Raw genomic sequence first — 22,533 nt, forward strand, 5'->3', positions numbered from 1 at the left:
TGTAGAAAGGCGCCCTAAAGGCGCCTTTTTGCTATGCAGAAAAAGTGCAGGATGAGAACCTGCGGCAGGTTCGACTGAATTGCCCGGAGCAATTCAGGCTGATGCGCCAGCATCACCCGAAGGGCGAGGCCCCGGACGGGCCGAGGCATATCCTGCACGACCCACCAATGTAGAAAGGCGCCCTAAAGGCGCCTTTTTGCTATGCGTAAAATATCCCATCCTCACAAAACCTTTTCACTGGCTTAACGCTTTGCGTGCTCAAGGCTGTTCCCACCTGTGCCGATAACGATAATGGTCTATTGCAAGGAGTAAACCATGTCGACTATCTCAAGTGTAAGCAGCATCAGTAGCGCAAGCAGTGGTGGAGGTTCCACCTCACAAATCGCCAGCCTGAACAAACAGATCCAAAGCCTGACTCAACAGGTTAAAGATCTTGCAGATGACGATACCCTCACGGATGAACAGAAATCTGAAGAACAGCAAATGCTGGAATCACAGATTGCAATGGTAGAAGCGCAGATAGCGCAAATTGAGCAGCAGCAGGCAGAAAAAGCGCAGCAGAAGCAAGAAGCGCAGCAGCCGACGGCGGCCAGTGCCACCAGCGCACCGAAAGCCGATGGCATTAATCGTCCGACCGATACCAACCAAATCAACGTTTACGTCTAAAACGCCGGTTTGAGTGCGCGTTGTTGCGCCAGCAGGCTTGCCTGTTGGCGCACCTCCTGCCAGATGGCTTCGGCGGCCGGGGTCAAAGACCGATTTTTTCGTTTAATCAACATCAGATGACGATTGATTTCTGGATAGAGTCGACGTACTGCAAGTTTGCGCCCTGAAGGCAGTGGCAGCGCTAACGCTGGCAAAATACTGATGCCTATTCCCGCCTCCACCATCGGAAACAACGTGGCGGGGTGACCAATCTCCTGCACCACCTGAACCTTTATTGATAACTGCTGCAAAGCCGCATCCACCAGTAAGCGACTGCCGGAAGCATAATCCTGTAACACCAGATTGCGCCCCGCTAACATCGCCCACTCGGCTTGCTCCACCTGCGCCAGCACATCGTCCTGGTGGCACAACAGTAAAAACGGCTCTTGCAAAATATCTTCGGCATCAAAATCGGCTTCCGCCAGCGGTCCGATAACAATACCAAAATCGACTTCCGCATTACGTACGCTCTGTAGCACCGATTGCTGCGCGCGGTCGTGCAAAATCACACGAATATCCGGATAACGTTGCTGACTGCCCGCTAAACATTGCGGCATCAGGTTTGCCGAAGGGGTTTGACTCGCGGCCACCCGCACCGTGCCGCTGCGCTGCTCCCCATAGCTGCGCACATCCAACACCGTGGTGTTTAACTCTTCCAACAGCCGCTCAAGGCGTGATGCCAGTTGGTGCCCCGCTTCCGTCAGCATTACCTCTCGCGTGGTACGATCGAGTAATCGCACCCCCATTTCGGCTTCAAGCTCTTTAATACTGTGGCTCACCGCAGACTGGCTGAGGCCAATGGCCTGTCCTGCCTGGCTAAAGCTCCCCTGCTGTGCCACCGCAACAAAGGTGCGTAGCTGACGTAAGGTGTAATTCATCGATATCGCTCATAGATTAATGCAATAAATCAATTTTATTTCTAAACCCGAGTAGCGCACAATCAGCACCATCATTTTTATTATTAACCGGATTGTAACAATGGGATTTTTACGACTCGACCCAATGATGGTCAAGCTCATCATCACCGTGCTGCTGGCAAGCTTCTTCCCGGCCAAAGGCGGTTTTGTTGATTTCTTTGAGTATCTGACCACCGCCGCCATCGCCCTGCTGTTCTTTATGCACGGTGCCAAGTTATCTCGCGAAAAAATCATTGCAGGCAGTAGCCACTGGCGTTTGCATCTGTGGATTATGTGCAGCACCTTTGTGGTATTCCCGATTCTGGGTTTGCTGCTGGTGTGGTGGCATCCAGTTAACGTTGGTGCGGAGATTTACACCGGCTTCATCTATCTGTGTATTCTGCCCGCGACTGTTCAGTCAGCCATTGCCTTCACCTCCATGGCGGGCGGTAACGTCGCCGCTGCGGTCTGTGCAGCATCGGCTTCCAGTTTGCTCGGCGTATTTGTTTCGCCGCTGCTGGTCAATCTGGTGATGAATGTGCACAGCGATGCGCCGAGTAATGGTCTCGAACAGATTGGCAAAATCATGCTGCAACTGTTAGTGCCGTTCGTGATTGGTCACTTGTCTCGTCGCTGGATTGGCGGCTGGATAGAGAAGCATCGCAGCCTGATTGGCAAAACTGACCAGACTTCAATCCTGCTGGTGGTCTATTCCGCCTTCAGTGAAGCGGTTGTGAACGGCATCTGGCATCGCGTGGGCGTGGATACGCTGCTGTGGATTCTGGTGGGCAGCGTGGTGATTCTGTTTGTCGCGCTGGCAATTAACCTTGGGGCTTCGCGTCTGTTTGGTTTCAGCCGGGCTGATGAAATCGTGGTGCTGTTCTGTGGTTCGAAGAAAAGTTTGGCTAATGGTGTACCGATGGCCAACATTCTGTTCCCGGCCAGTTCGGTGGGGATTATCGTACTGCCGCTGATGATCTTCCATCAGGTGCAGTTGATGGTGTGTTCCTTTATTGCCCAACGCTACAAGGCAGGCAATGAGAAGCGGCTGGCGCAGCAGCAAGTGGAAGCGCAAAAATCCTAAGCAAACGGCCCGCAAATGCGGGCCGTTTTGTTATTCGCTGCGTTTGAGAGGTTTCACTAGCTCCTGCAACCCCTCAATTTTAATCGTCAGCGTCAGCTGCATGAGATCGCCCAACCGACCTGCGGGAAACTCGTTTTTACGCGCAAACCACAGTAGATACTCTTCCGGCACATCAATCAGCATCCGGCCTTTGTATTTACCAAACGGCATCGCGGTATTGGCGATATCAACCAGCTGAAATTTATCCACGTCAGGCTCCCAACAGGCGAATCATTTCCGCTTCGTCAATCACCGGAATACCGAGCTCCTGTGCTTTTGCCAGTTTCGAACCTGCGGCTTCTCCGGCGATCAGTAAATCCGTTTTCTTCGATACGCTGCCGCTGACTTTCGCACCGAGCGCCGCCAGACGTGCCTTAGCATCGTCACGATTCATCTGCGACAGCGAGCCGGTCAGTACCACGGTTTTACCGGCAAACGGACTGTCGATCTCTGCCGCGTTCACCACTTCTGGCTGAGGCCAGTGCACCCCAATCTCAGTCAGTTCGCGGATCACCTCGCGATTGCTCTCTTCATCCATAAAATTACGCACATGTGCAGCAACCACTTTGCCCACATCCTGCACGGCAATCAGAGCCTCGAGATCGGCATTCATCACTTTATCCAGCTCACCAAAATGATTGGCCAGATTAGCGGCGGTGGCTTCCCCAACCTCACGGATGCCGAGTGCATAGAGAAATCGAGGCAAGGTGGTGAGCTTAGCCTTTTCCAGCGCATCCACGATGTTTTGCGCCGACTTTGGTCCCATGCGATCCAGCCCGGTGAGCTTGCCAGCGGTAAGACGGAACAGATCGGCCGGCGTCTGGACGTACTCTTTTTCCACGAGCTGATCGATGATTTTGTCGCCCATGCCGTCAACGTCCATCGCACGGCGAGAGACAAAGTGCTTGAGCGCCTCTTTACGCTGCGCACCGCAAATCAGGCCACCGGTACAACGCGTGACGGCTTCCCCTTCGACGCGCTCCACATCCGATCCACAGACCGGGCAATGGCTCGGGAAGACGATTTCACGCGTGTCTTCAGGACGTTCAGATTCCACCACATTCACCACCTGCGGAATCACATCGCCCGCGCGGCGAATCACGACTTTGTCGCCGATGCGCAAGCCCAAACGCGCGATTTCATCAGCGTTGTGCAGTGTGGCATTACTCACCACCACGCCAGCCACCTGCACCGGCTCCAGACGTGCCACGGGGGTGATGGCACCCGTACGGCCAACCTGGAATTCAACATCGCGCACGAAGGTCATCTGCTCCTGCGCGGGGAATTTAAAGGCCACGGCCCAGCGTGGCGCACGCGCGACAAAACCGAGCTGCTCCTGCAAGGCCTGGGAATCCACCTTGATCACCACACCATCAATATCAAAACCGAGTGATGGACGGTCTTGCTCCACCTGGCGATAGAATGCCAGCACCTCTTCGGCGGTATGAGCCAGACGAATACGGTCACTGACCGGTAACCCCCAGGCTTTAAACTGTTGCAGGCGCTGCCAATGGCTGGCAGGCATTTCACCGCCTTCCAGCAGGCCAAAACCGTAGCAGAAGAAGGTCAACGGGCGTTTCGCCGTGATGCGTGGATCGAGCTGGCGCAATGAGCCCGCTGCGGCATTGCGCGGGTTGGCGAACACTTTCGCTCCCGTACGACGGGCTTCTTCATTGAGCTTTTCAAAGCCCACTTCCGTCATAAACACTTCCCCACGCACTTCAACGCGTGCAGGAATGTTGTCGCCGTGCAAACGCAGCGGGATAGCATGAATAGTACGCACATTGACGGTGATGTTCTCACCGGTGGTGCCATCACCGCGCGTGGCTGCGCGTACCAGCAGGCCATCCTCATACAGCAGGCTAACCGCCAGGCCATCCAGCTTGAGTTCGCAGCAGTAGGTCAAATCATCGCTGCTTTTCAGGCGATCCTGGACGCGTTTATTGAAGGCAAGGAATCCGGCTTCATCAAAGGTGTTGTCGAGTGACAGCATGGGCACTTCGTGGCGAACCTGTTCGAAAGCAGCCAACGGTGCCGCGCCTACGCGCTGAGAGGGGGAATCGGGCGTGATGAGATCGGGGTTCGCCGCTTCCAGTTCGCGCAACTGCTGCATTAATCGATCATATTCTGCATCCGGAATTTCCGGTGCATCCATCACGTGATAGAGGTACTCATGGTGACGTAACGAGGTACGCAGTGCGGTGATCTGCTCCTGAACCGATTTCATAATTTTGCCCTGCGAGATAAAAAACCCCCGACATGCGGGGGTTTAGTTATTTCCTTCATCCTTTACGCTATGGCTGCGTTGGCTGCTCTTACTCACTCCAGTCACTTACTGATGTAAGCTCCTGGAGATTCATGCGTTTGCCGCCTTGCCACAGCGCAAAGTCTTTTGGAAATCTGTTAATGAGTTATCAACCAATGACTTCGCGAATGCGTGCTTTGTAGGTTTCCAGCTTCTGTGGCGTCATCATACGGCGCTCATCATCCAGCACCACACCACCCACATCATCAGCGATACGCTGTGCTGACTGCAGCATCAGCTTGAAGTTCTGGTTGGCATCACCGTAAGACGGCACCATCATAAAGATGGAGATGCCCGGCGTAGTGAAATCGCCCATGGTGTCCGGGTTAAATGAGCCCGGCTTGACCATATTCGCCAGGCTAAACAGCACAGGTCCGCTGCCTGCTGGGCTGAGATGGCGATGGAAAATGTTCATTTCTCCAAACTGGAAGCCCGCTTGCAGAATACCCTGCAACAGCGCTTCGCCGTTCAGTTCACCACCGGTGTGCGCGGCCACGTGCAGTACCAGCACCGCTTCATTTTTTCTTTGTGAAGAGGCAGCAGGCTGCGCCGGCTGTTCCTGCACCACCGGTGCTTCTTCTTCAAATTCAGGTTCTTCCGCAGCCTGGAATTCAGGCGCAGGCTGGGTTGCAGACAGTGGCTCATTATCCAGCAAAGGATCGGCCTGCACTGGCTGAGGTTGTGGCGCAGGCGCAGGTCTCGCTACGGGTGGTACAGGCGCTTGCGGTGCAGGTTGACGCACGGCTGGCTCATCATCCAGCAGTGGATCGCCCATTAATGGCGCTTCATGACGTGGGAACGGCTGACGCACAGGTTCAGGCGCACGCGGCACGCTGACAGGTTTAGTCACAGGCGCGTCAAATTCAGGCTCTTCATGGGCGTCACGATGACGGCTCACACGAACTTCGCCGACGCCATCATCTTCGTCGCTCAGCAGATCTTCATCGGCTTCATCGCGTTGTTTCAGACGTTTGTGCGGGCGATCACGAAACACGGAAGAGCGCTCTTTACGGCTGGTCCACAGTCCGTGAAGTAGCAGCGCTATTATGGCGATCGCGCCAACAACGATTAATATCAGACGCAAATCCTGCATCATTGTATTCTCTGTTGTTCCAATACCTTGCCACCACGGCAAACTTTATCCTCTAACTGTATTTGCCCAGCTACACAAGTGCAAGTCTGTGCAGTATTTTCTGACAAATAAGATAGCTGCCCCACGCTTTTTTGCTGTTTTTTCGCGCAATGTGCCCCTGCCGCCGACAAAAAGCCAGGTTATGATGTGCGCGCCGCCACACACAAGGAGAATGGCTCGCTATGCCCGCAGAGAACTTACCCTCATCATTTAATGGTATTCATTACTTTGCCGAAGGCTGGAAGTTGGTTCGCCTGCCTGGCATTCGCCGTTACGTTATTATCCCGCTGCTGGTTAACATCGTGCTGCTGGGCGGCGCCTTTATCTGGCTGTTTCAACGTCTGGGCCAATGGATCCCTGCCGTGTTGTCCCACGTACCAGACTGGTTGCAGTGGCTGAGTTATTTACTTTGGCCGCTGTCGGTTATCTCGATTGTGCTGGTGTTTAGTTACTTCTTCTCCACCCTGGCCAACTGGATTGCCGCTCCCTTCTGCGGGCTGTTGGCAGAGCAGCTGGAAGGACGCCTGACCGGCAAACCGCTGCCAGACAGTGGCTGGATGGCGATGTTCAAAGATATCCCGCGCATTATGAAGCGCGAATTACAAAAGCTGGGCTACTACCTGCCGCGTGCACTCGGCTTGCTGCTGCTCTATTTTGTCCCTGGATTTGGACAAACCGTCACCCCGGTCTTATGGTTTTTGTTCAGCGCCTGGATGTTGTCGATACAGTATTGCGATTATCCGTTTGACAACCACAAAGTGAGTTTCCACCAGATGCGCAGTGCATTGCGTCAGCATAAGACCGCCAATATGCAGTTCGGTGCGATGGTGAGCCTGTTTACCATGATTCCAATTCTGAATCTGGCCATCATGCCGGTGGCGGTATGTGGCGCCACAGCGATGTGGGTTGACCGTTATCGTATGCAACACGCACGTCATTAAAGCTTCAAAAAGCCTTATGCATTTTTGCGTAAGGCTTATGGTTGTGGGCTATATAGATATACGATTTCTTTCCTTCCGCGTACGGGAAGAAAAGGTATGCTCTGAGGGTTCCCAATATTTCATACAGTTAAGGACGAGCTATGAGTAAGATCTATGAAGACAACTCTCTGACAATTGGTCATACGCCGCTGGTTCGACTGAACCGCATCGGTAACGGCCGCATTCTGGCGAAGGTCGAGTCGCGTAACCCGAGCTTCAGCGTCAAATGCCGTATCGGTGCCAATATGATTTGGGACGCGGAAAAACGCGGCATTCTTAAACCGGGGGTTGAGCTGGTTGAACCCACCAGCGGTAACACCGGTATTGCGCTGGCCTACGTTGCGGCGGCACGCGGTTATAAATTAACCCTGACCATGCCAGAGACCATGTCGGTTGAACGCCGTAAGCTGCTTAAAGCCCTGGGCGCCAATCTGGTGCTGACGGAAGGCGCGAAAGGCATGAAAGGGGCCATCGCCAAAGCGGAAGAGATCGTCGCCAGCGACCCAGACAAATTTGTGCTGTTGCAGCAGTTCAGCAACCCAGCAAACCCGGAAATCCACGAGAAAACCACCGGCCCAGAAATCTGGGAAGACACAGACGGCGAAGTCGATGTGTTTATCGCGGGTGTGGGCACCGGCGGCACGCTGACTGGCGTAAGCCGCTACATTAAAAATACCAAAGGCAAGAAAGAGCTGATTACGGTGGCGGTTGAGCCAACAGACTCACCGGTTATCGCGCAAGCGCTGGCAGGTGAAGAGATCAAACCCGGTCCTCACAAGATTCAGGGCATCGGTGCCGGTTTCATTCCGGGCAACCTCGACCTGAAACTGGTTGACCGTGTGGTGGCGATTACCAACGAAGAAGCGATCAGCACTGCGCGTCAGTTGATGGAAGAAGAAGGCATTCTGGCCGGTATCTCATCAGGTGCTGCCGTGGCTGCCGCGTTGAAATTGCAGGAAGACGAAGCCTTCGCTAACAAGAACATTGTGGTTATCCTGCCCTCTTCTGGAGAGCGCTACCTTAGCACTGCATTGTTCGCCGATCTGTTCACTGAAAAAGAGCTGCAGCAGTAACCGCCAAAGTCTTAAATTGATGGAAAAAGCACCCAATCGGGTGCTTTTTTGTGGTGTAGATCTCACTTTTACCACCAGGCAGATTGATTTCAATGTCGCGGCTCTGGTATTTAAGCTCCCAATTATTTCGGTGCCTGAAATTAATCTGGCTTTGAAGTGGATCAAGCTGAATCGATTTACTGATTTGGCTAAACGGCGATTCACGGCATACTTAACGGAGTGCCGAATTCGCGCAGTTTTTGATCTGTCTCCGAAAGACGCACATTATGAAGCGCATTTTTTGGTCAGCTTAATGCCACACCAGCGCACCTACACAGGCTAAAGTAGCGGCTCCAGGCTAGACTTTAGATCCATAACACCAAACCTGATAAAGTTGGGGAAATAGAATGTTCCAGCAAGAAGTTACCATTACCGCACCTAACGGCCTTCATACCCGTCCTGCAGCTCAGTTCGTTAAAGAAGCTAAGGCTTTCCAGTCAGAAATCACTGTGACCTCTAATGGCAAATCTGCCAGCGCGAAAAGCCTGTTCAAACTGCAGACTCTGGGTCTGACTCAGGGTACGGTTGTTACGCTGTCTGCTGAAGGTGAAGACGAGCAGCAAGCGGTTGAGCACCTGGTGAAACTGATGGCTGAGCTGGAGTAATTCCGCTCAGGTAAGCAATTAAACCGACTCCTTTGCCCCATTGAGTGCAAAAATCTTGATCGCGGACAACCTGTCCGCGTTCTTGCTTCCTTAGAGTACTGGTCCGTGACAGTGGCAACGCATTGGGTCAATGAGCCATCGTGATTAAAAGGTAGGGTTATGATTTCAGGCATTTTAGCATCACCGGGTATCGCTTTCGGCAAAGCACTTCTGCTGAAGGAAGATGAGATCGTCATCAGCCGTAAAAAAATTACTGACGACCAGGTTGAGCAAGAAGTTCAACGCTTCCTTGATGGTCGCGGCAAAGCGGCAGTTCAGCTTGAAGCTATCCGTGTCAAAGCCGGTGAAACCCTCGGCGAAGAGAAAGCGGCGATCTTTGAAGGTCATATCATGCTGCTCGAAGACGAAGAGCTTGAGCAAGAAATCATCGACCTGATTAAGAAAGATCACGCCACGGCTGACGCTGCAGCGTACTCTGTCATTGATGGCCAGGCCAAAGCACTGGAAGAACTCGACGACGAATACCTGAAGGAACGTGCGGCTGACGTACGTGACATCGGTAAGCGTCTGCTGCAAAACATCCTCGGTCTGCACATTGTTGATCTGGGTGCTATCGCAGAAGAATCTATTCTGGTGGCGAAAGATTTAACGCCGTCAGAAACCGCACAGCTAAACCTGAAGAAGGTGCTGGGCTTTATTACCGATATCGGTGGACGTACCTCTCACACCTCCATCATGGCGCGTTCTCTGGAGATCCCAGCGATTGTCGGCACCGGTAATGTCACCACGCAAATTAAAAACGGTGATTTCCTGATTCTGGATGGCGTAAACAATAAAATTTACGTGAATCCTACTGATGCTGAACAAGAAGAACTGAAAGCGATTCAAACCCAGTATCTGTCAGAAAAACATGAACTGGCTAAGCTGAAAGACCTGCCTGCTATCACGCTGGATGGTCATCAGGTTGAAGTGTGTGCCAACATTGGTACCGTACGTGATGTCGCTGGTGCAGAGCGCAACGGCGCGGAAGGCGTGGGCCTGTATCGTACCGAGTTCCTGTTTATGGACCGTGACTCACTGCCAACCGAAGAAGAGCAGTTCCAGGCTTACAAAGCCGTTGCTGAAGCCATGGGTTCTCAGGCCGTAATCGTGCGTACTATGGACATCGGCGGTGATAAAGATCTGCCGTACATGAACCTGCCAAAAGAGGACAACCCGTTCCTCGGCTGGCGCGCGATTCGTATCGCGATGGACCGTAAAGAGATCCTGCACGCTCAGCTGCGCGCTATTCTGCGTGCCTCTTCCTTCGGCAAACTGCGCATCATGTTCCCGATGATTATTTCGGTGGAAGAAGTGCGTGCGCTGAAGGCCGAGCTGGAAATGCTGAAAACGCAGCTGCGTGAAGAAGGCAAGTCCTTTGATGAGTCCATTGAAGTGGGCATTATGGTGGAAACACCGGCTTCAGCGGTGATTGCTCGCCATCTGGCGAAAGAAGTCGACTTCTTTAGTATTGGGACAAATGACCTGACGCAGTATACTCTGGCGGTCGATCGTGGTAATGATTTGATTTCACACCTCTATAACCCAATGACGCCATCCGTACTCGGCCTCATTAAGCAAGTGATCGACGCGTCACATGCCGAAGGGAAATGGACCGGCATGTGTGGTGAGCTGGCGGGTGATGAACGTGCTACACTACTGTTACTGGGAATGGGGCTGGACGAATTCAGCATGAGTGCCATTTCAATCCCGAGCATCAAGAAGATTATTCGTAATACCAATTTCGAAGATGCGAAGGCATTGGCGGAGCAGGCTCTGGCTCAACCCACAGCGGAAGATTTGATGAACCTGGTGAACAAGTTCATTAAAGAAAAAACGCTCTGCTGATCCACGAGATGCTGGCCCCAAATTACTGCTTAGGAGAAGATCATGGGTTTGTTTTCTAAACTTTTTGGCGAAAAATCAGAGAGCGCGTCAGGGACTATTGATATCGTTGCGCCTCTGTCAGGCGAAATCGTGAATATCGAAGACGTTCCTGATGTGGTTTTTGCTGAGAAAATCGTGGGTGACGGTATCGCCATTAAACCGACAGGCAACAAAATGGTTGCACCGGTTGACGGTACCATCGGTAAGATTTTCGAAACCAACCACGCTTTTTCCATCGAATCTGACAATGGCATTGAGCTGTTTGTCCACTTCGGTATCGATACGGTTGAACTGAAAGGTGAAGGTTTCAAACGCATCGCTGAAGAAGGCCAGAAAGTGAAAAAAGGCGATGTGGTGATCGAGTTTGATCTGCCACTGCTGGAAGAGAAGGCAAAATCCACGCTGACGCCGGTTGTGATTTCGAACATGGACGAGATCAAAGACCTGATCAAACTCTCCGGTCAGGTGACTGTGGGTGAAACCCCGGTTATCCGCATTAAGAAGTAAGCAGCGCTTGCATCATAAAAACGGCACCCTTTGGGTGCCGTTTTTGTTTGGTAAGGCTGGATCAGCATAAGTGCAGAAAAGCGGGTTTGGTGCTGTCGGTCAGGACAACCGGGCAGATCGCAAAGACGGCATAAACCATCCCTGGGCCTCTACCCTCGCCATCCCTGGCGAGGGACGCTTTGCTCTTCTGCCCGGTTGTCCTGCCCTGCTCGAAATAGTGCGTGCTGTTTTAGAGCTTAAAACTTCAGTTCTGCGTCCAGTGTGGCAGCCATGGAGAGCTTAAACCTTCAGTCCTGCTTCCAGCGCGGAAGTCGCAATGTCAGCTCTAAACCACCTTCAGGGCGATTCACCGCCTGCACTTCACCATGGTGCGCCAGAATCACCTTACGCACGATGGACAGACCCAGGCCGTATCCTTTACCCATCATCGGGGAGTTGACCCGGACAAAGGGATCAAAGATGCTGGAGAGTTTCTCGTCGTCCACGCCCGGCCCTTGGTCGCGGACGCGAATCGCCAGCCACTGATTTTCCGCCTGTAATCGCACATTGATATGTTGGCCTTTGTGTGAAAAGCGCAGCGCATTGCGCAGCACGTTTTCCACACCACGACGAATCAGCTCGGCGTTGCCGTGTACGGTGTAGTCCGCGTTTTCGTCCACCTGAAAATCAACTTTCACGCCTGGAATCTGCGCCTCATAGCGCACATCCGTCACCACAGCATGCAGCAGTCCGGTGAGGTCAAAGTATTGCTCGCCAGGCATACTTTCATGTTCAGCGCGTGACAGGGTCAACAGCTCGCCAATCATCTTGTCGAGGCGGCGTGCCTCTTCATCGATACGATTAAGAGATGCCTCAACGGATTCTGGGGTTTGACGTGCCAACCCTGTTGCCAGCTGCAAACGCGCCAGCGGGGAGCGTAATTCATGAGAGATATCATGCAGTAGCTCTTCACGCGCTTTGACCAGCGTGTCGAGGCGTTCCACCATGGCATCGAACTCTTGTGCCACCGTGGAAAGCTCATCGTGGCGCTTACGCATCACCGGATAGAGGCGTACAGACAAATCGCCACTTGAGACACGCGCAAAACCTTCGCGCAGCTGACGCATCGGACGTGTCAGGTTCCAGGCCAGTAGCAGGCTGAATAACAAGCCCAGTGCCCCTGCAAAGGTAAACATTGGTTCGGGGATATTCAGGATACGACGCGGGCCACCGCCCCCCATGGTGCTGTCTTCCCGCAGCCCTTTAACATCGTAACGCAGCTCATACTCTTTTCCGTCCTGGCCCTTCACCCAGCGCACAATCACATCCGGGAAAGGACCATGGAAAGGCGCACTGAAGGTCTCAGGTGGCGCATTTCCCGGCGTGGTCGCGGGTTTATCATGCTGAATAACCGAAAAGAACTGACGATCATTCGGCTCCCAGTCGGCCATCATGTCATCCAGCGAACTGGGGCCACCGCGCTCTAAAACCGACACCGCAGACGCCATCTGCAAATTGACGATACGACGAATCGCTACGATCTCCGGCGGCTCATGGCGATTACCGGAAAGGGTAAATCCGAGCCATAACAGCTGACTAATAATGACAAACACGATCCAGAAGCCCAGCAGGATCTTCCAGAACATACGGCCGCGGTAGCTGTGTTTCATCGAATGCGATAACCAATACTGCGTACAGTCTCAATATTGACGCTGTCAGCGGTGAGCGCCGCCAGCTTCTGACGAATGTTGCTGATGTGCACATCAACGCTACGATCGTAAGCTTCGCGCGGACGACCCAATCCCTTCTCAGACAGCTCATCTTTCGACACCACACGATCTGGCGCACGCAGCAGCAGATCTAACAGGTTGAATTCTGATGCAGTGAGGTCAAACGCTTTACCCTGCCATTCAGTAATACGCGTAGCGGGATTCAGGCACAGCTCGCCCCAGCGCAGCACTTCTTTTTTATCCGGTATTGGGGCCTGGTCTTCAAAACGACGCAGCACCGCACGCAAACGCGCCACTAACTCACGTGGATAGCATGGCTTGGGCACATAGTCATCCGCGCCCATTTCCAGGCCGATGACGCGATCAATATTGTCGCCTTTCGCCGTCAACATAATCACCGGTAGGCGGCTGTTCTGACGCACCTGGCGCAGCACATCGATACCGCTCATATCGGGCAGCATAATATCGAGGATCATCGCGGTGTAATTGCCCGACAACGCGCCTTCAATACCGGCGGTTCCGGTTAAAACCAATTGCGTTTCAAAGCCTTCCGCAATCAGGTACTGGCTCAGCATGGTGCCAAGTTCTACATCGTCATCAACAAGCAGAATTTTCATCTTTATCTCTCGTACAAAATTGCCGCTATTTTGGCCTGAGTTGGCAACGAGCGCAGCCGATTTTACTCGATCCTTACAGTGCCAACACCAGACGATAATTAGGGAGACTATAGACAAAAACGGCCCGGTCGCACCACAACAGTACGCTCAGGCCAGATAAAATTTTGAGAAGCTGAAATCAGTGGAACACGCCGGTGGAGAGATAACGGTCACCGCGATCGCAGACAATCGCCACGACCACGCTGCCGGGATGCGCTGCCGCTACACGCAATGCGCCAGCCACTGCACCACCGGAACTGACGCCGCAGAAGATACCTTCACGCTGGGCTAACGCCCGCATTGTCTCTTCGGCTTCCTGTTGCGCCATATCAATGACGTCATCCACCAGCTCCGGGCGGAAAATGCCGGGAAGATACGCCTCTGGCCAGCGGCGAATGCCAGGAATACTGCTGCCTTCCTGCGGCTGCAAGCCAATCACTTTTACTGCAGGCGCGAACTCCTTCAAATAGCGCCCGACCCCCGTGATGGTGCCGGTTGTGCCCATGCTGGACACAAAATGGGTCATCCGACCCTGCGTCTGCTGCCATATCTCCGGGCCGGTGGTGAGATAGTGGCCGAGTGGATTATCGGGGTTATTGAACTGATCCAACACCCTGCCCTCACCGCGATCGGCCATCTCTTGCGCCAAATCGCGCGCCCCTTCCATGCCCTGTTCGCGCGTCACCAACACCAACTCCGCACCGTAAGCACGCATCGCATCCTGCCGCTCCTGGCTCATGTTATCGGGCATTAGCAGGCGCAGCTTGTAGCCTTTCATCGCCGCAATCATCGCCAGCGCGATGCCGGTGTTGCCGCTGGTGGCTTCAATCAACTGGTCGCCGGGGGTGATATCACCGCGCAACTCTGCCTGATGAATCATCGACCAGGCGGCACGATCTTTGACCGAACCGGCCGGATTGTTCCCCTCCAGCTTTAACCAGATCTCACTGCCGTTATCGGGCGTCAGGCGCTGCAACCTGATCAACGGCGTATTGCCGATAGTATTTTCCAGTGTGGTCACGGTTTGATTCCAGACAGAAGAGATGCAAAGAAATCGGGCGGGAAAGTCCCGCCCGAAGGAGTGTCAAAAATATCAGGCGCTTTCGGCAAAGGCAACCGGACGCAGCGGCGTAGTGCCATGGTAGAGTCGAGCCTGCTGCAGGCCGACAAACAGGCGTTCGCCACGAATCGGGGCCGTATGGTCGCCGTCATACACCACGGAGAATGCATCGCCCTGCCAGCCGCTTGGCTGTACCACTAACTGCCAGAAGTGACCGCGCGGACTGATTTCTAATACTTGCACTGGCAGCGGCGTTTCCAGGCTACTCTGGCGAGAGACATCCACTTCCCATGGACGCAGGAACAGCTCAACATCACCTTGATGCGCAGGGGTGTAACCCAGCGGCCAGCGATGTGCGGCCACATGGAACTGCGAACCGTGCACTTCACCGTCGAAGCGATTCACTTCGCCAAGGAACTCCAGCACAAAGCGGGTTGCCGGCTCTTGCCACACTTCATTTGGCGTGCCGACTTGCTCGATGTTGCCCTGACTCATCACCACCACGCTATCCGCGACTTCCATCGCTTCTTCCTGGTCGTGTGTCACGAACACGCTGGTGAATTTCAACTCTTCGTGCAGCTGGCGCAACCAGCGGCGCAATTCTTTACGTACCTGGGCATCCAGCGCACCAAAAGGTTCATCGAGCAGCAGAATTTGCGGCTCCACCGCCAACGCACGGGCCAACGCCACACGCTGTTTCTGCCCACCCGATAGCTGAGCCGGGAAGCGATTAGCGAGATGGGCGAGTTGCACCATCTCCAGCAAACGCGTGACGCGTTGTTTGATTTCCGCAGCTGAGGGGCGCTCACGGCGCGGCAGCACGGTCAGGCCAAAGGCGATGTTGTCAAACACCGTCATGTGGCGGAACAGCGCATAGTGCTGGAACACAAAACCGACCTGACGATCGCGCGCATGGATGCGGCTCACATCGTTACCGTGGAAATGAATCTGCCCGCTGTTTTGATGTTCCAGCCCAGCGATAATGCGCAGCAGTGTAGTTTTACCGGAACCCGACGGGCCCAGCAGCGCCACCATCTTGCCGGAAGGAATATCCAGAGAGATGTCGTTCAACACCGGTGTACGGCCAAACGATTTATTAATTTGTTTGATCTCAATGCTCATGATTTTCCTCCTGTTGACGCTTCTGCTGATGCTCTAACCGCCACTGCACCACGCTTTTCAGAAACAGCGTTACAATTGCCATCAGGGTCAGCAGCGCGGCGGCGGTAAACGCGCCTACGGTGTTGTAATCCTGATGCAGTAATTCAACCTGAAGCGGCAAGGTATAGGTCTCACCGCGAATCGATCCCGAGACCACCGAGACCGCACCAAACTCACCAATCGCACGGGCATTGGTCAGAACCACGCCATACAGCAGTGCCCAACGGATATTCGGCAGCGTCACACGGCGGAACATCTGCCAGCCGGATGCGCCTAACAGCACTGCGGCTTCATCTTCATTGCTGCCCTGGCTTAACATCACCGGCACCAGTTCACGCACCACAAACGGACAGGTGACGAAGATAGTGGCCAGCACCATGCCCGGCCAGGCAAACATAATCTGGATATTGTGCGCATCCAGCCAACCGCCCGCCGGACCGTTGATACCCCAGAACAGCAGATACATCAGACCCGCCACCACCGGCGACACGGCAAACGGAATATCAAACAGCGTCAGCAACAGTTGGCGGCCGGGGAAGGTAAAACGTGTCACCAGCCACGCCAGCAAGGTGCCAAACACCAGATTGACCGGCACGGTGATTAACGCCACCAGAATGGTCAGCCAGATGGCATGCAGCATGTCGCCATCTTTGAGATTATTCAGCGAGGCGACCAGGCCCTGGCTGAGCGCTTCCCAGAAGATCGACACCATCGGCACAACCAACAGCAGAATCGATACCAGCGCACCGATGCCAATCAGGACCCACTTACCCCAGTTGATCGGTTGGCGGTCGGCCTGATTAATCTGTGAAATCTCCGCCATTAGTGACCTCCTAAGCGGCGGCCAAAGCGGCTCTGCAAGGTGTTAATCGCAAACAACAACAGCAGCGAAGCGGCCATAATCACCGAGGCAATGGCACTCGCTGCCGGGTAATCAAACTCTTGCAGGCGAACAAATATCATCAGCGAAGTGACTTCGGTTTTCCACGCGATGTTGCCCGCAATGAAGATAACCGCACCAAACTCACCAAGGCTGCGGGTAAAGGATAATGCCGTACCCGCTAACAGCGCCGGAGCCACTTCAGGCAGCACCACGCGGCGGAAACTCTGCCACGGTGAAGCACCGAGGGTTTCGGCGGCTTCTTCATATTCCGGACCCAACTCTTCCAGCACCGGCTGTACAGTACGCACCACAAAAGGGATGCTGGTAAACGCCATCGCCACGGCAATGCCAAGCCAGGTGTAAGAGACTTTGATGTCAAAGTGCGCCAGCCATTGACCATACCAGCCGTTCACCGAGAACAAGCCTGCCAGCGTTAAACCGGCTACTGCGGTGGGTAAGGCAAACGGCAAATCCATTAAGCCATCCAGCAGCGCACGGCCAGGGAAGCGGTAACGCGTCAGGATCCAGGCCATCAACATGCCAAAGAATGCATTGAAGATGGAGGCCACACCGGCTGAAATCAGCGTGACTTTATAGGCCGCAATCAGCTGTGGATTGGTCACCACATTCCAGTACTGCGCCAGCGTCATGTTGGAGAGTTGCATCAACAGGGCGCTGATCGGCAGCAGCAAGATCAAGCAGGTAAACAGCAGGCTGGTGCCCAGGCTCAAACCGAAGCCGGGTAACACGCGTTTTTGCGATAAGGCGAACATCAACCGCGCCCCGCTGCCAGTAATTTATCCAACTCACCACCGCTGGAGAAATGCGTTTGCATCACCTTTTCCCAGCCGCCAAACGCGTCCTGCACGTTAAACAGCGCGGTCTGCGGGAAGCGATCTTTCTGCTCCGCCATCAGTTGTGGGTTGTTCACACGGTAGTAGTAACCGGTAATGATTTTCTGCGCCTCTGGGGAATAGAGGAAATTCAGGTAAGCTTTAGCCGCTTCGGCCGTGCCATTGTGCTCGACGTTTTTATCGACCCACGCCACCGGGAATTCCGCCAGAATATTGGTTTTTGGCACAATCACTTCGTATTCATCTTTGCTGTATTGATTGCGGATATTGTTCACTTCCGATTCAAAGCTGATCAACACATCGCCCAATCCACGCTCGGCAAAGGTGGTGGTTGCGCCGCGCCCGCCGGTATCAAACACTTCGACGTTCTTCAGGAACTTCGTCATGTAAGCTTCGGTTTTGGCTTTATCTTTGCCATCGGCCTGATCGGCTGCGCCCCACGCTGCGAGGTAGGTATAGCGACCGTTGCCTGAGGTTTTCGGATTTGGGAACACCAGCTTCACGTTGTCGCGTGCCAGGTCGGCCCAGTCATGGATCTGCTTGGGATTCCCTTTGCGCACCAAAAACGCCATGGTGGAGTAAAACGGTGAACTGTTGTTTGGCAGACGCGTTTGCCAGTCAGCCGGGATCAGGTTGCCTTTGTCGTGCAGCACCTGCACGTCGGTCACCTGGTTGTAGGTGACCACATCCGCACGCAAGCCCTGCAAAATCGCCAGCGCCTGTTTTGATGACCCGGCATGCGATTGTTTAATCGTCAGCTTGTCATTAGGGTGCGCGGCATCCCACTGCTGTTCAAACGGGGCATTCAGGGCAACAAACAGCTCGCGCGAGACGTCATAAGAGCTGTTCAGCAGCTCTGTTGCCTGCGCTGCACCGGCTAACGCCAGTGACAAGGCGATTCCGCTCATCCATTTTTTCGCAATCGGAAGTGTCATGCTGCACCCTGAAATTCGGCGATAGCGCCAATGCCATTAGATGCTGTCAGTGTATTTATAACTCAGGGCAAAGCTGTAACGGTTTTATATATCGTTTGGGGATTTCAAAGTCTAAAAAGGCATAAGACGGCGGGAGAGTTTATGCATCAGGCAACAATGAGAAGTTTGTCGTAGCGGCGCAATTTAATATGTAGTCGTGCTCATTAAGCAAAATTTAAATCTTCATGCCGGTGCGCATAAATGCGCACCCTACGAAAAACGCGCGCGATCATTGTAGGGTTGCCATTTATGGCGACCAAAATGCGCCTGTCTGACATGAATAAAGTCGATTAAAGCGCCTGCAGCGCTTCAATCGATGGCGCAAAGAAGTAGCTACCGGTCACCGGTTTGGTAAAGCGCAGCATCGCATCCATCTTGCCATCTCGCTCGCCGAACATGCTCAGCAACTGCTGTTCAATGTTATGGAGACGGTTGCAGTAAGAGATGAAGTACAAACCGTGCGTGCCACTGGCGGTGCCATAAGGCAGGCTTTGGCGCAGGATCTTCAACCCTTTGCCCTCTTCTTTGAGATCAACGCGGCTGAGATGCGATGTCGCGGGGCGCTGGTCGCCTGGCAACTCTTGGTTATCCACCTTAGTGCGGCCAATAATCGCTTCCTGCTTCTCAACGGCCATGCGATTCCACAGCTTGAGGTTGTGCTCCCAGCGCTGGGTGAACACATAGCTGCCGCCAACGTCTGGACCTTGGGCAATGATCGCCACCTGCTGACGCGCCTCACCCTGCGGGTTCTCGGTGCCATCCACGAAGCCGGAGAGATCGCGCTCTTCAACCCAACGGAAACCGTGCGTCTCTTCTTCAATCGCTATCGCACCGGCAAAAGCCTCCAGCGCGGCCTGCGCCAGCGAGAAGTTCACGTCATGACGTAATGACTGGATGTGGATTAACAGATCGCGTTGCGTCGCAGGCGCAATGCCTTTACCCAATGGCGCAAAGGCTTTTAGCTCAGGAGCCGAAGTCTGGCCTTGCAGATCGCGCCACAGCGCATCACCAAAGGCGATCACCGCGCCTAATCCCGCATCACTAAAGGTCTGTTGCAGTGCAGCCAACCGCTGCAAGAAGGAATGGCTGCCCTGACGCAGCGCATCGAGGTCGCCTGTGACACGGGCTTCAAGCCAAATGGCGAAACGGCGGTGCTCCAGTAGGATCCCGCTCTGACATTGAGACATTGCACTGCTCTCCGGCATGAAAGTTAGGACGTTTTTTTCGCCTGTATCATACCGGAAAGCCACACAGTGATTGTGCGTTAACGCAACTTTTTTTCGCTTAACGCTGCCAGACCATTTTGCTGATCTTCCAGCTTTTTAAGGTGTCGTCAGAGGGCATCAGACCTTCTGGACCATGCCAATCACCGCTGTAAACATAAGCGATGTGCTGACTGCCAGGCGCACGGCACTCAACGTCGCGCGCATCCAGCCCTGGAGCCAGTTTGCAGTTATCGAACGCCTTGCTGAATTTGGCGCTAAACAGATCGCCGATTTTGCTGCCATCGGCGCTTTTCGCATCGGCATCCATTACTTCGATGCGCTCAACGCTGCTCTGCCCGTTAATCACCAGCTTCACTTTGCCGTCATCCAGCGCCTGCCAGAAATCGACAACCTGGCCATTCTGCGTACGCATGCCCTGACGCAGTTGGAAATCATTGTTCAGCGCTTTACCGATCGCTGCTTCCGTCATCGGCGTGGTGCTGCTCAACCCTGCCACACCCTGCTCTGTCACGGTTAATGAGCCGCCAAACCAGTTCATCGGATTCAGTGCCGACCAGTGATAGCTCAGCGGATTGTACCAATGGCTTTCGCTGGCGCTGGAAGGTGAAGAGGAACCCGAACTGGCGCAACCCGCCAGTATCAGCGCGCTGACCAGCAGTGCGGGACGAACAACTTTCATGAATACTCCTTGATCTTCTGTGCCGACTGGCGTGCCTGTTGGAGTCGCAAAGCGGCAAAAAGTTTATTCGAGATGTTGATGTTCCGGCAGAAAACAGTCACGTAAACGTCGATGGGCTTGTAGCCAAACCAATGCCAGCAGGTCAAAAAGCGTTAACAGCAGCGGCAGTGGCGAATCAGGAAACGCCCCTTGCAACAGCCCATAGCCTTGCCACAGCAGGTTAATGAGCAGCGAAGCGCTTAACACCTGCCGCCAGCTCTGCCACAGGCGAGGCCAGCGTTGACGATAACCGGTCAGCAGTAAACCCAGCGCGGCGGGAATGCCCAACGCTAAGCCGAGCCAGAAGCTCTGGCGGTCGGGATAAAACAGCGCCAGTAAATCGTTGCCTTGTTGACGTGACGCACCGGCCATCACCAGTAACAGCCAGGTACGCGCCTGTAATAAGAGAATTAACCAGAAAAGAAACGGCAGCCGCAGCTGCCCTTTTGCATCGTACTCTTCGGGTAAATATTTCAGCCCCATCATCGGTGGCTCAGTACTCGCGATCTTCAATCAGGCGTTTACCCAACAGCACCGAATCAACTGGCTCATAATCGAGTTTTTCATAGAAGGCGAGCACCTGATCGTTCTCTTCACGCACCATCAGATTGATTTTCGGGCAACCGCGCGCAATCAGTTTTTTCTCCAACCGATTCATCAACGCGTTGGCAAAACCCCGTCCTTGATAATCGGGATGCACCGCCAGATAGTAGACCGAACCCCGGTGGCCGTCGTACCCGCCCATCACCGTGCCGACCACTTCACCACCGACTTCCGCCACCAGAAACAGTTCCGGATCGTGGTTCATTTTACGTTCGATATCCAGTTCCGGATCGTTCCACGGACGTAACAGATCGCAACGCTCCCAGAGCGTGATTACTTCTTCAAAATCTTCCTGGCGGAAAGAGCGGATTTCCATCGACGTTACCCTGCGGTTAGGCACAATTCGCTGATTATCACGCATTATTTGCCTGGCGCAACCCTCACACCGCGCAACGTGGGAAAAAAACGGCTAAATTGCTGTTAGTACGGTGTAATACAAAGTAATGCGCTGAAATGGTTGTGAGGTCGCCGCGAGGCAATTGTTACGATATAACACTGGGCAGGATTTTCTGTCAGGGACACCATAATGAGTAAGATTTCACTGTTGAAGCGCCTGACCAATCGCCGTCAGTTGATTCTGTCTGGTTTAGCATTGGCGGTGCTGTCGCCGCGCGCCGTGATGGCGAAAGAAGAGAGCGCCGATTTACGCATCAGTAAAAGTCACACGCCCCCGAAACCGGCGACCAGCGGTAAACGCATCGTGATGATCGACCCCGGCCATGGCGGCATCGATTCCGGCGCAGTGGGTGAGGAAGGCTCTGAAGAGAAACACGTAGTGCTGGCGATTGCCAACACGGTACGCACGCTACTGCAAAACCACCCAAAAGTTGAGGTGCGGTTGACGCGCGAAAGCGATCACTTTATCCCGCTGTATCAGCGTGTAGAGATCGCTCATCAACACGGTGCGAGCATGTTTATGTCAATCCATGCGGACGGCTACACCAGCCCGGAAGCCAATGGCGCTTCGGTGTTTGCGCTCTCTAACCGTGGTGCCAGCAGCGCCATGGCGCGCTATATGTCGCAGCGTGAAAACGATGCCGATAAAGTCGGCGGCGCGGAAGTACAGGAAAAGGATAATTATCTGAACCAGATTTTGTTTGATCTGGTGCAGACCGACACCATCCGTAACAGCCTGACGCTGGGTAAACACGTGCTGGATCAGATTCGCCCGGTACACCATCTGCACAGCCAGCACACCGAACAGGCGGCATTTGCGGTGTTAAAGTCGCCATCCATCCCCTCGGTGCTGGTGGAAACGTCGTTCATTACTAATCCGCGTGAAGAGCAATTGCTGGGTACCACTGCATTCCGTCAGAAAATTGCCAGCGCGATTGCCGATGGTATCGTCAATTACTTCAACGAGTACGATCGTCGCCAGGCGTAGCTTTTTCCTGTGAT

General features: G+C 53.9%; 24 protein-coding genes and 1 other RNA gene. 10 read left to right on the top strand and 15 right to left on the bottom strand.

Translation table 11 applies throughout. From position 1 onward, the window contains the following. Positions 1-30: 30 nt before the first annotated feature. Both PSSD_RS26230 and PSSD_RS16610 read left to right on the top strand, forming a co-directional pair. Positions 31-167: non-coding RNA, RtT sRNA (locus PSSD_RS26230), on the top strand. A gap of 148 nt (positions 168-315) precedes the next feature. Continuing rightward, a complete protein-coding gene (locus tag PSSD_RS16610; RefSeq protein WP_039329661.1) occupies positions 316-666 on the top strand; it encodes a FlxA-like family protein in 351 nt (116 codons plus the stop codon). Here PSSD_RS16610 and PSSD_RS16615 read toward each other — a convergent pair. Continuing rightward, positions 663-1,583, bottom strand: a complete 921-nt coding sequence (locus PSSD_RS16615) for a LysR family transcriptional regulator (RefSeq protein ID WP_058972988.1) — start codon at positions 1,581-1,583, stop codon at positions 663-665. The two genes, PSSD_RS16610 and PSSD_RS16615, sit on opposite strands and share 4 nt — an antisense overlap. Positions 1,584-1,683: 100 nt before the next feature. On the opposite strand from PSSD_RS16615, the gene PSSD_RS16620 reads away from it, so the two are divergent. Continuing rightward, entirely contained in the window at positions 1,684-2,685 is a 1,002-nt protein-coding gene (locus PSSD_RS16620) for a bile acid:sodium symporter family protein (RefSeq protein WP_058972989.1), read from the top strand. Between the two features lie 30 nt (positions 2,686-2,715). On the opposite strand, the gene PSSD_RS16625 is transcribed toward PSSD_RS16620, so the two are convergent. From PSSD_RS16625 to zipA, 3 genes are all read right to left on the bottom strand, one after another. Then, on the bottom strand, positions 2,716-2,934 hold the full coding sequence (locus PSSD_RS16625) for a DUF3820 family protein (protein ID WP_058972990.1): 219 nt from the start codon (positions 2,932-2,934) through the stop codon (positions 2,716-2,718). 1 nt (position 2,935) lies between these two features. After that, positions 2,936-4,951: an NAD-dependent DNA ligase LigA gene (gene ligA, locus PSSD_RS16630; protein WP_058972991.1), complete on the bottom strand. Its 2,016-nt coding sequence runs from the start codon at positions 4,949-4,951 to the stop codon at positions 2,936-2,938. A gap of 187 nt (positions 4,952-5,138) precedes the next feature. Next, complete coding sequence (zipA, locus tag PSSD_RS16635; protein ID WP_058972992.1) at positions 5,139-6,125, bottom strand: cell division protein ZipA; 987 nt, start codon at positions 6,123-6,125, stop codon at positions 5,139-5,141. Positions 6,126-6,343: 218 nt separating this feature from the next. Here zipA and cysZ point away from each other — a divergent pair, with 218 nt between their 5' ends. The 6 genes from cysZ to crr all read left to right on the top strand — a co-directional run bounded on the left by cysZ (position 6,344) and on the right by crr (position 11,291). After that, complete coding sequence (gene cysZ / locus PSSD_RS16640) at positions 6,344-7,102, top strand: sulfate transporter CysZ (protein ID WP_058972993.1); 759 nt, start codon at positions 6,344-6,346, stop codon at positions 7,100-7,102. A 140-nt stretch (positions 7,103-7,242) separates the two neighbouring features. After that, the gene (cysK, locus tag PSSD_RS16645; protein WP_058972994.1) at positions 7,243-8,214 is read left to right on the top strand and encodes a cysteine synthase A; all 972 of its coding nucleotides are present in this window, start codon (positions 7,243-7,245) and stop codon (positions 8,212-8,214) included. Between the two features lie 19 nt (positions 8,215-8,233). Beyond that, positions 8,234-8,536 carry a hypothetical protein gene (locus PSSD_RS28150; protein WP_231568844.1) on the top strand — a complete coding sequence of 101 codons (303 nt, stop codon included), beginning with the start codon at positions 8,234-8,236 and terminating at the stop codon, positions 8,534-8,536. A gap of 64 nt (positions 8,537-8,600) precedes the next feature. Next, positions 8,601-8,858, top strand: a complete 258-nt coding sequence (gene ptsH, locus PSSD_RS16655) for a phosphocarrier protein Hpr (protein ID WP_007889063.1) — start codon at positions 8,601-8,603, stop codon at positions 8,856-8,858. Between the two features lie 159 nt (positions 8,859-9,017). Further along, positions 9,018-10,745 carry a phosphoenolpyruvate-protein phosphotransferase PtsI gene (gene ptsI / locus PSSD_RS16660; RefSeq protein WP_058972995.1) on the top strand — a complete coding sequence of 576 codons (1,728 nt, stop codon included), beginning with the start codon at positions 9,018-9,020 and terminating at the stop codon, positions 10,743-10,745. A gap of 42 nt (positions 10,746-10,787) precedes the next feature. Further along, complete coding sequence (gene crr, locus PSSD_RS16665) at positions 10,788-11,291, top strand: PTS glucose transporter subunit IIA (RefSeq protein WP_034825872.1); 504 nt, start codon at positions 10,788-10,790, stop codon at positions 11,289-11,291. A 287-nt stretch (positions 11,292-11,578) separates the two neighbouring features. Here crr and PSSD_RS16670 read toward each other — a convergent pair whose 3' ends face one another. The 11 genes from PSSD_RS16670 to PSSD_RS16720 all read right to left on the bottom strand — a co-directional run bounded on the left by PSSD_RS16670 (position 11,579) and on the right by PSSD_RS16720 (position 21,451). Then, positions 11,579-12,940 (bottom strand): ATP-binding protein, encoded by a 1,362-nt coding sequence (locus PSSD_RS16670; RefSeq protein WP_058972996.1) that lies wholly within the window; start codon positions 12,938-12,940, stop codon positions 11,579-11,581. Continuing rightward, on the bottom strand, positions 12,937-13,617 hold the full coding sequence (locus tag PSSD_RS16675) for a response regulator transcription factor (protein ID WP_039329688.1): 681 nt from the start codon (positions 13,615-13,617) through the stop codon (positions 12,937-12,939). The genes PSSD_RS16670 and PSSD_RS16675 overlap by 4 nt, the downstream gene beginning before the upstream one ends. Before the next feature lie 178 nt (positions 13,618-13,795). Then, the gene (gene cysM / locus PSSD_RS16680; RefSeq protein WP_039329689.1) at positions 13,796-14,677 is read right to left on the bottom strand and encodes a cysteine synthase CysM; all 882 of its coding nucleotides are present in this window, start codon (positions 14,675-14,677) and stop codon (positions 13,796-13,798) included. A gap of 72 nt (positions 14,678-14,749) precedes the next feature. Next, positions 14,750-15,838, bottom strand: coding sequence for a sulfate/thiosulfate ABC transporter ATP-binding protein CysA (gene cysA / locus PSSD_RS16685; RefSeq protein WP_039329691.1), 1,089 nt, complete (start codon positions 15,836-15,838; stop codon positions 14,750-14,752). After that, on the bottom strand, positions 15,828-16,700 hold the full coding sequence (cysW, locus tag PSSD_RS16690) for a sulfate/thiosulfate ABC transporter permease CysW (protein ID WP_039329693.1): 873 nt from the start codon (positions 16,698-16,700) through the stop codon (positions 15,828-15,830). The genes cysA and cysW overlap by 11 nt, the downstream gene beginning before the upstream one ends. After that, positions 16,700-17,533 (bottom strand): sulfate/thiosulfate ABC transporter permease CysT, encoded by an 834-nt coding sequence (gene cysT, locus PSSD_RS16695; protein ID WP_058972997.1) that lies wholly within the window; start codon positions 17,531-17,533, stop codon positions 16,700-16,702. The genes cysW and cysT overlap by 1 nt, the downstream gene beginning before the upstream one ends. Then, on the bottom strand, positions 17,533-18,549 hold the full coding sequence (locus tag PSSD_RS16700) for a sulfate ABC transporter substrate-binding protein (protein ID WP_058972998.1): 1,017 nt from the start codon (positions 18,547-18,549) through the stop codon (positions 17,533-17,535). Before PSSD_RS16700 ends, cysT begins: the two co-directional genes overlap by 1 nt. A gap of 329 nt (positions 18,550-18,878) precedes the next feature. Continuing rightward, positions 18,879-19,775: a Dyp-type peroxidase gene (locus PSSD_RS16705; protein WP_058972999.1), complete on the bottom strand. Its 897-nt coding sequence runs from the start codon at positions 19,773-19,775 to the stop codon at positions 18,879-18,881. Positions 19,776-19,872: 97 nt separating this feature from the next. After that, positions 19,873-20,493, bottom strand: a complete 621-nt coding sequence (locus PSSD_RS16710) for an RpoE-regulated lipoprotein (protein WP_058973000.1) — start codon at positions 20,491-20,493, stop codon at positions 19,873-19,875. Positions 20,494-20,556: 63 nt separating this feature from the next. After that, a complete protein-coding gene (locus PSSD_RS16715; RefSeq protein ID WP_153011454.1) occupies positions 20,557-21,018 on the bottom strand; it encodes a DUF2919 domain-containing protein in 462 nt (153 codons plus the stop codon). Positions 21,019-21,025: 7 nt separating this feature from the next. Further along, positions 21,026-21,451 (bottom strand): GNAT family acetyltransferase, encoded by a 426-nt coding sequence (locus PSSD_RS16720; RefSeq protein ID WP_034825851.1) that lies wholly within the window; start codon positions 21,449-21,451, stop codon positions 21,026-21,028. A gap of 210 nt (positions 21,452-21,661) precedes the next feature. On the opposite strand from PSSD_RS16720, the gene amiA reads away from it, so the two are divergent. Beyond that, entirely contained in the window at positions 21,662-22,519 is an 858-nt protein-coding gene (amiA, locus tag PSSD_RS16725) for an N-acetylmuramoyl-L-alanine amidase AmiA (protein ID WP_039329704.1), read from the top strand. The last annotated feature ends 14 nt before the right edge of the window (positions 22,520-22,533 follow it).

It is taken from the genome of Type-D symbiont of Plautia stali, assembly GCF_001485335.1.
Lineage (GTDB): Bacteria > Pseudomonadota > Gammaproteobacteria > Enterobacterales > Enterobacteriaceae > Pantoea > Pantoea vagans_C.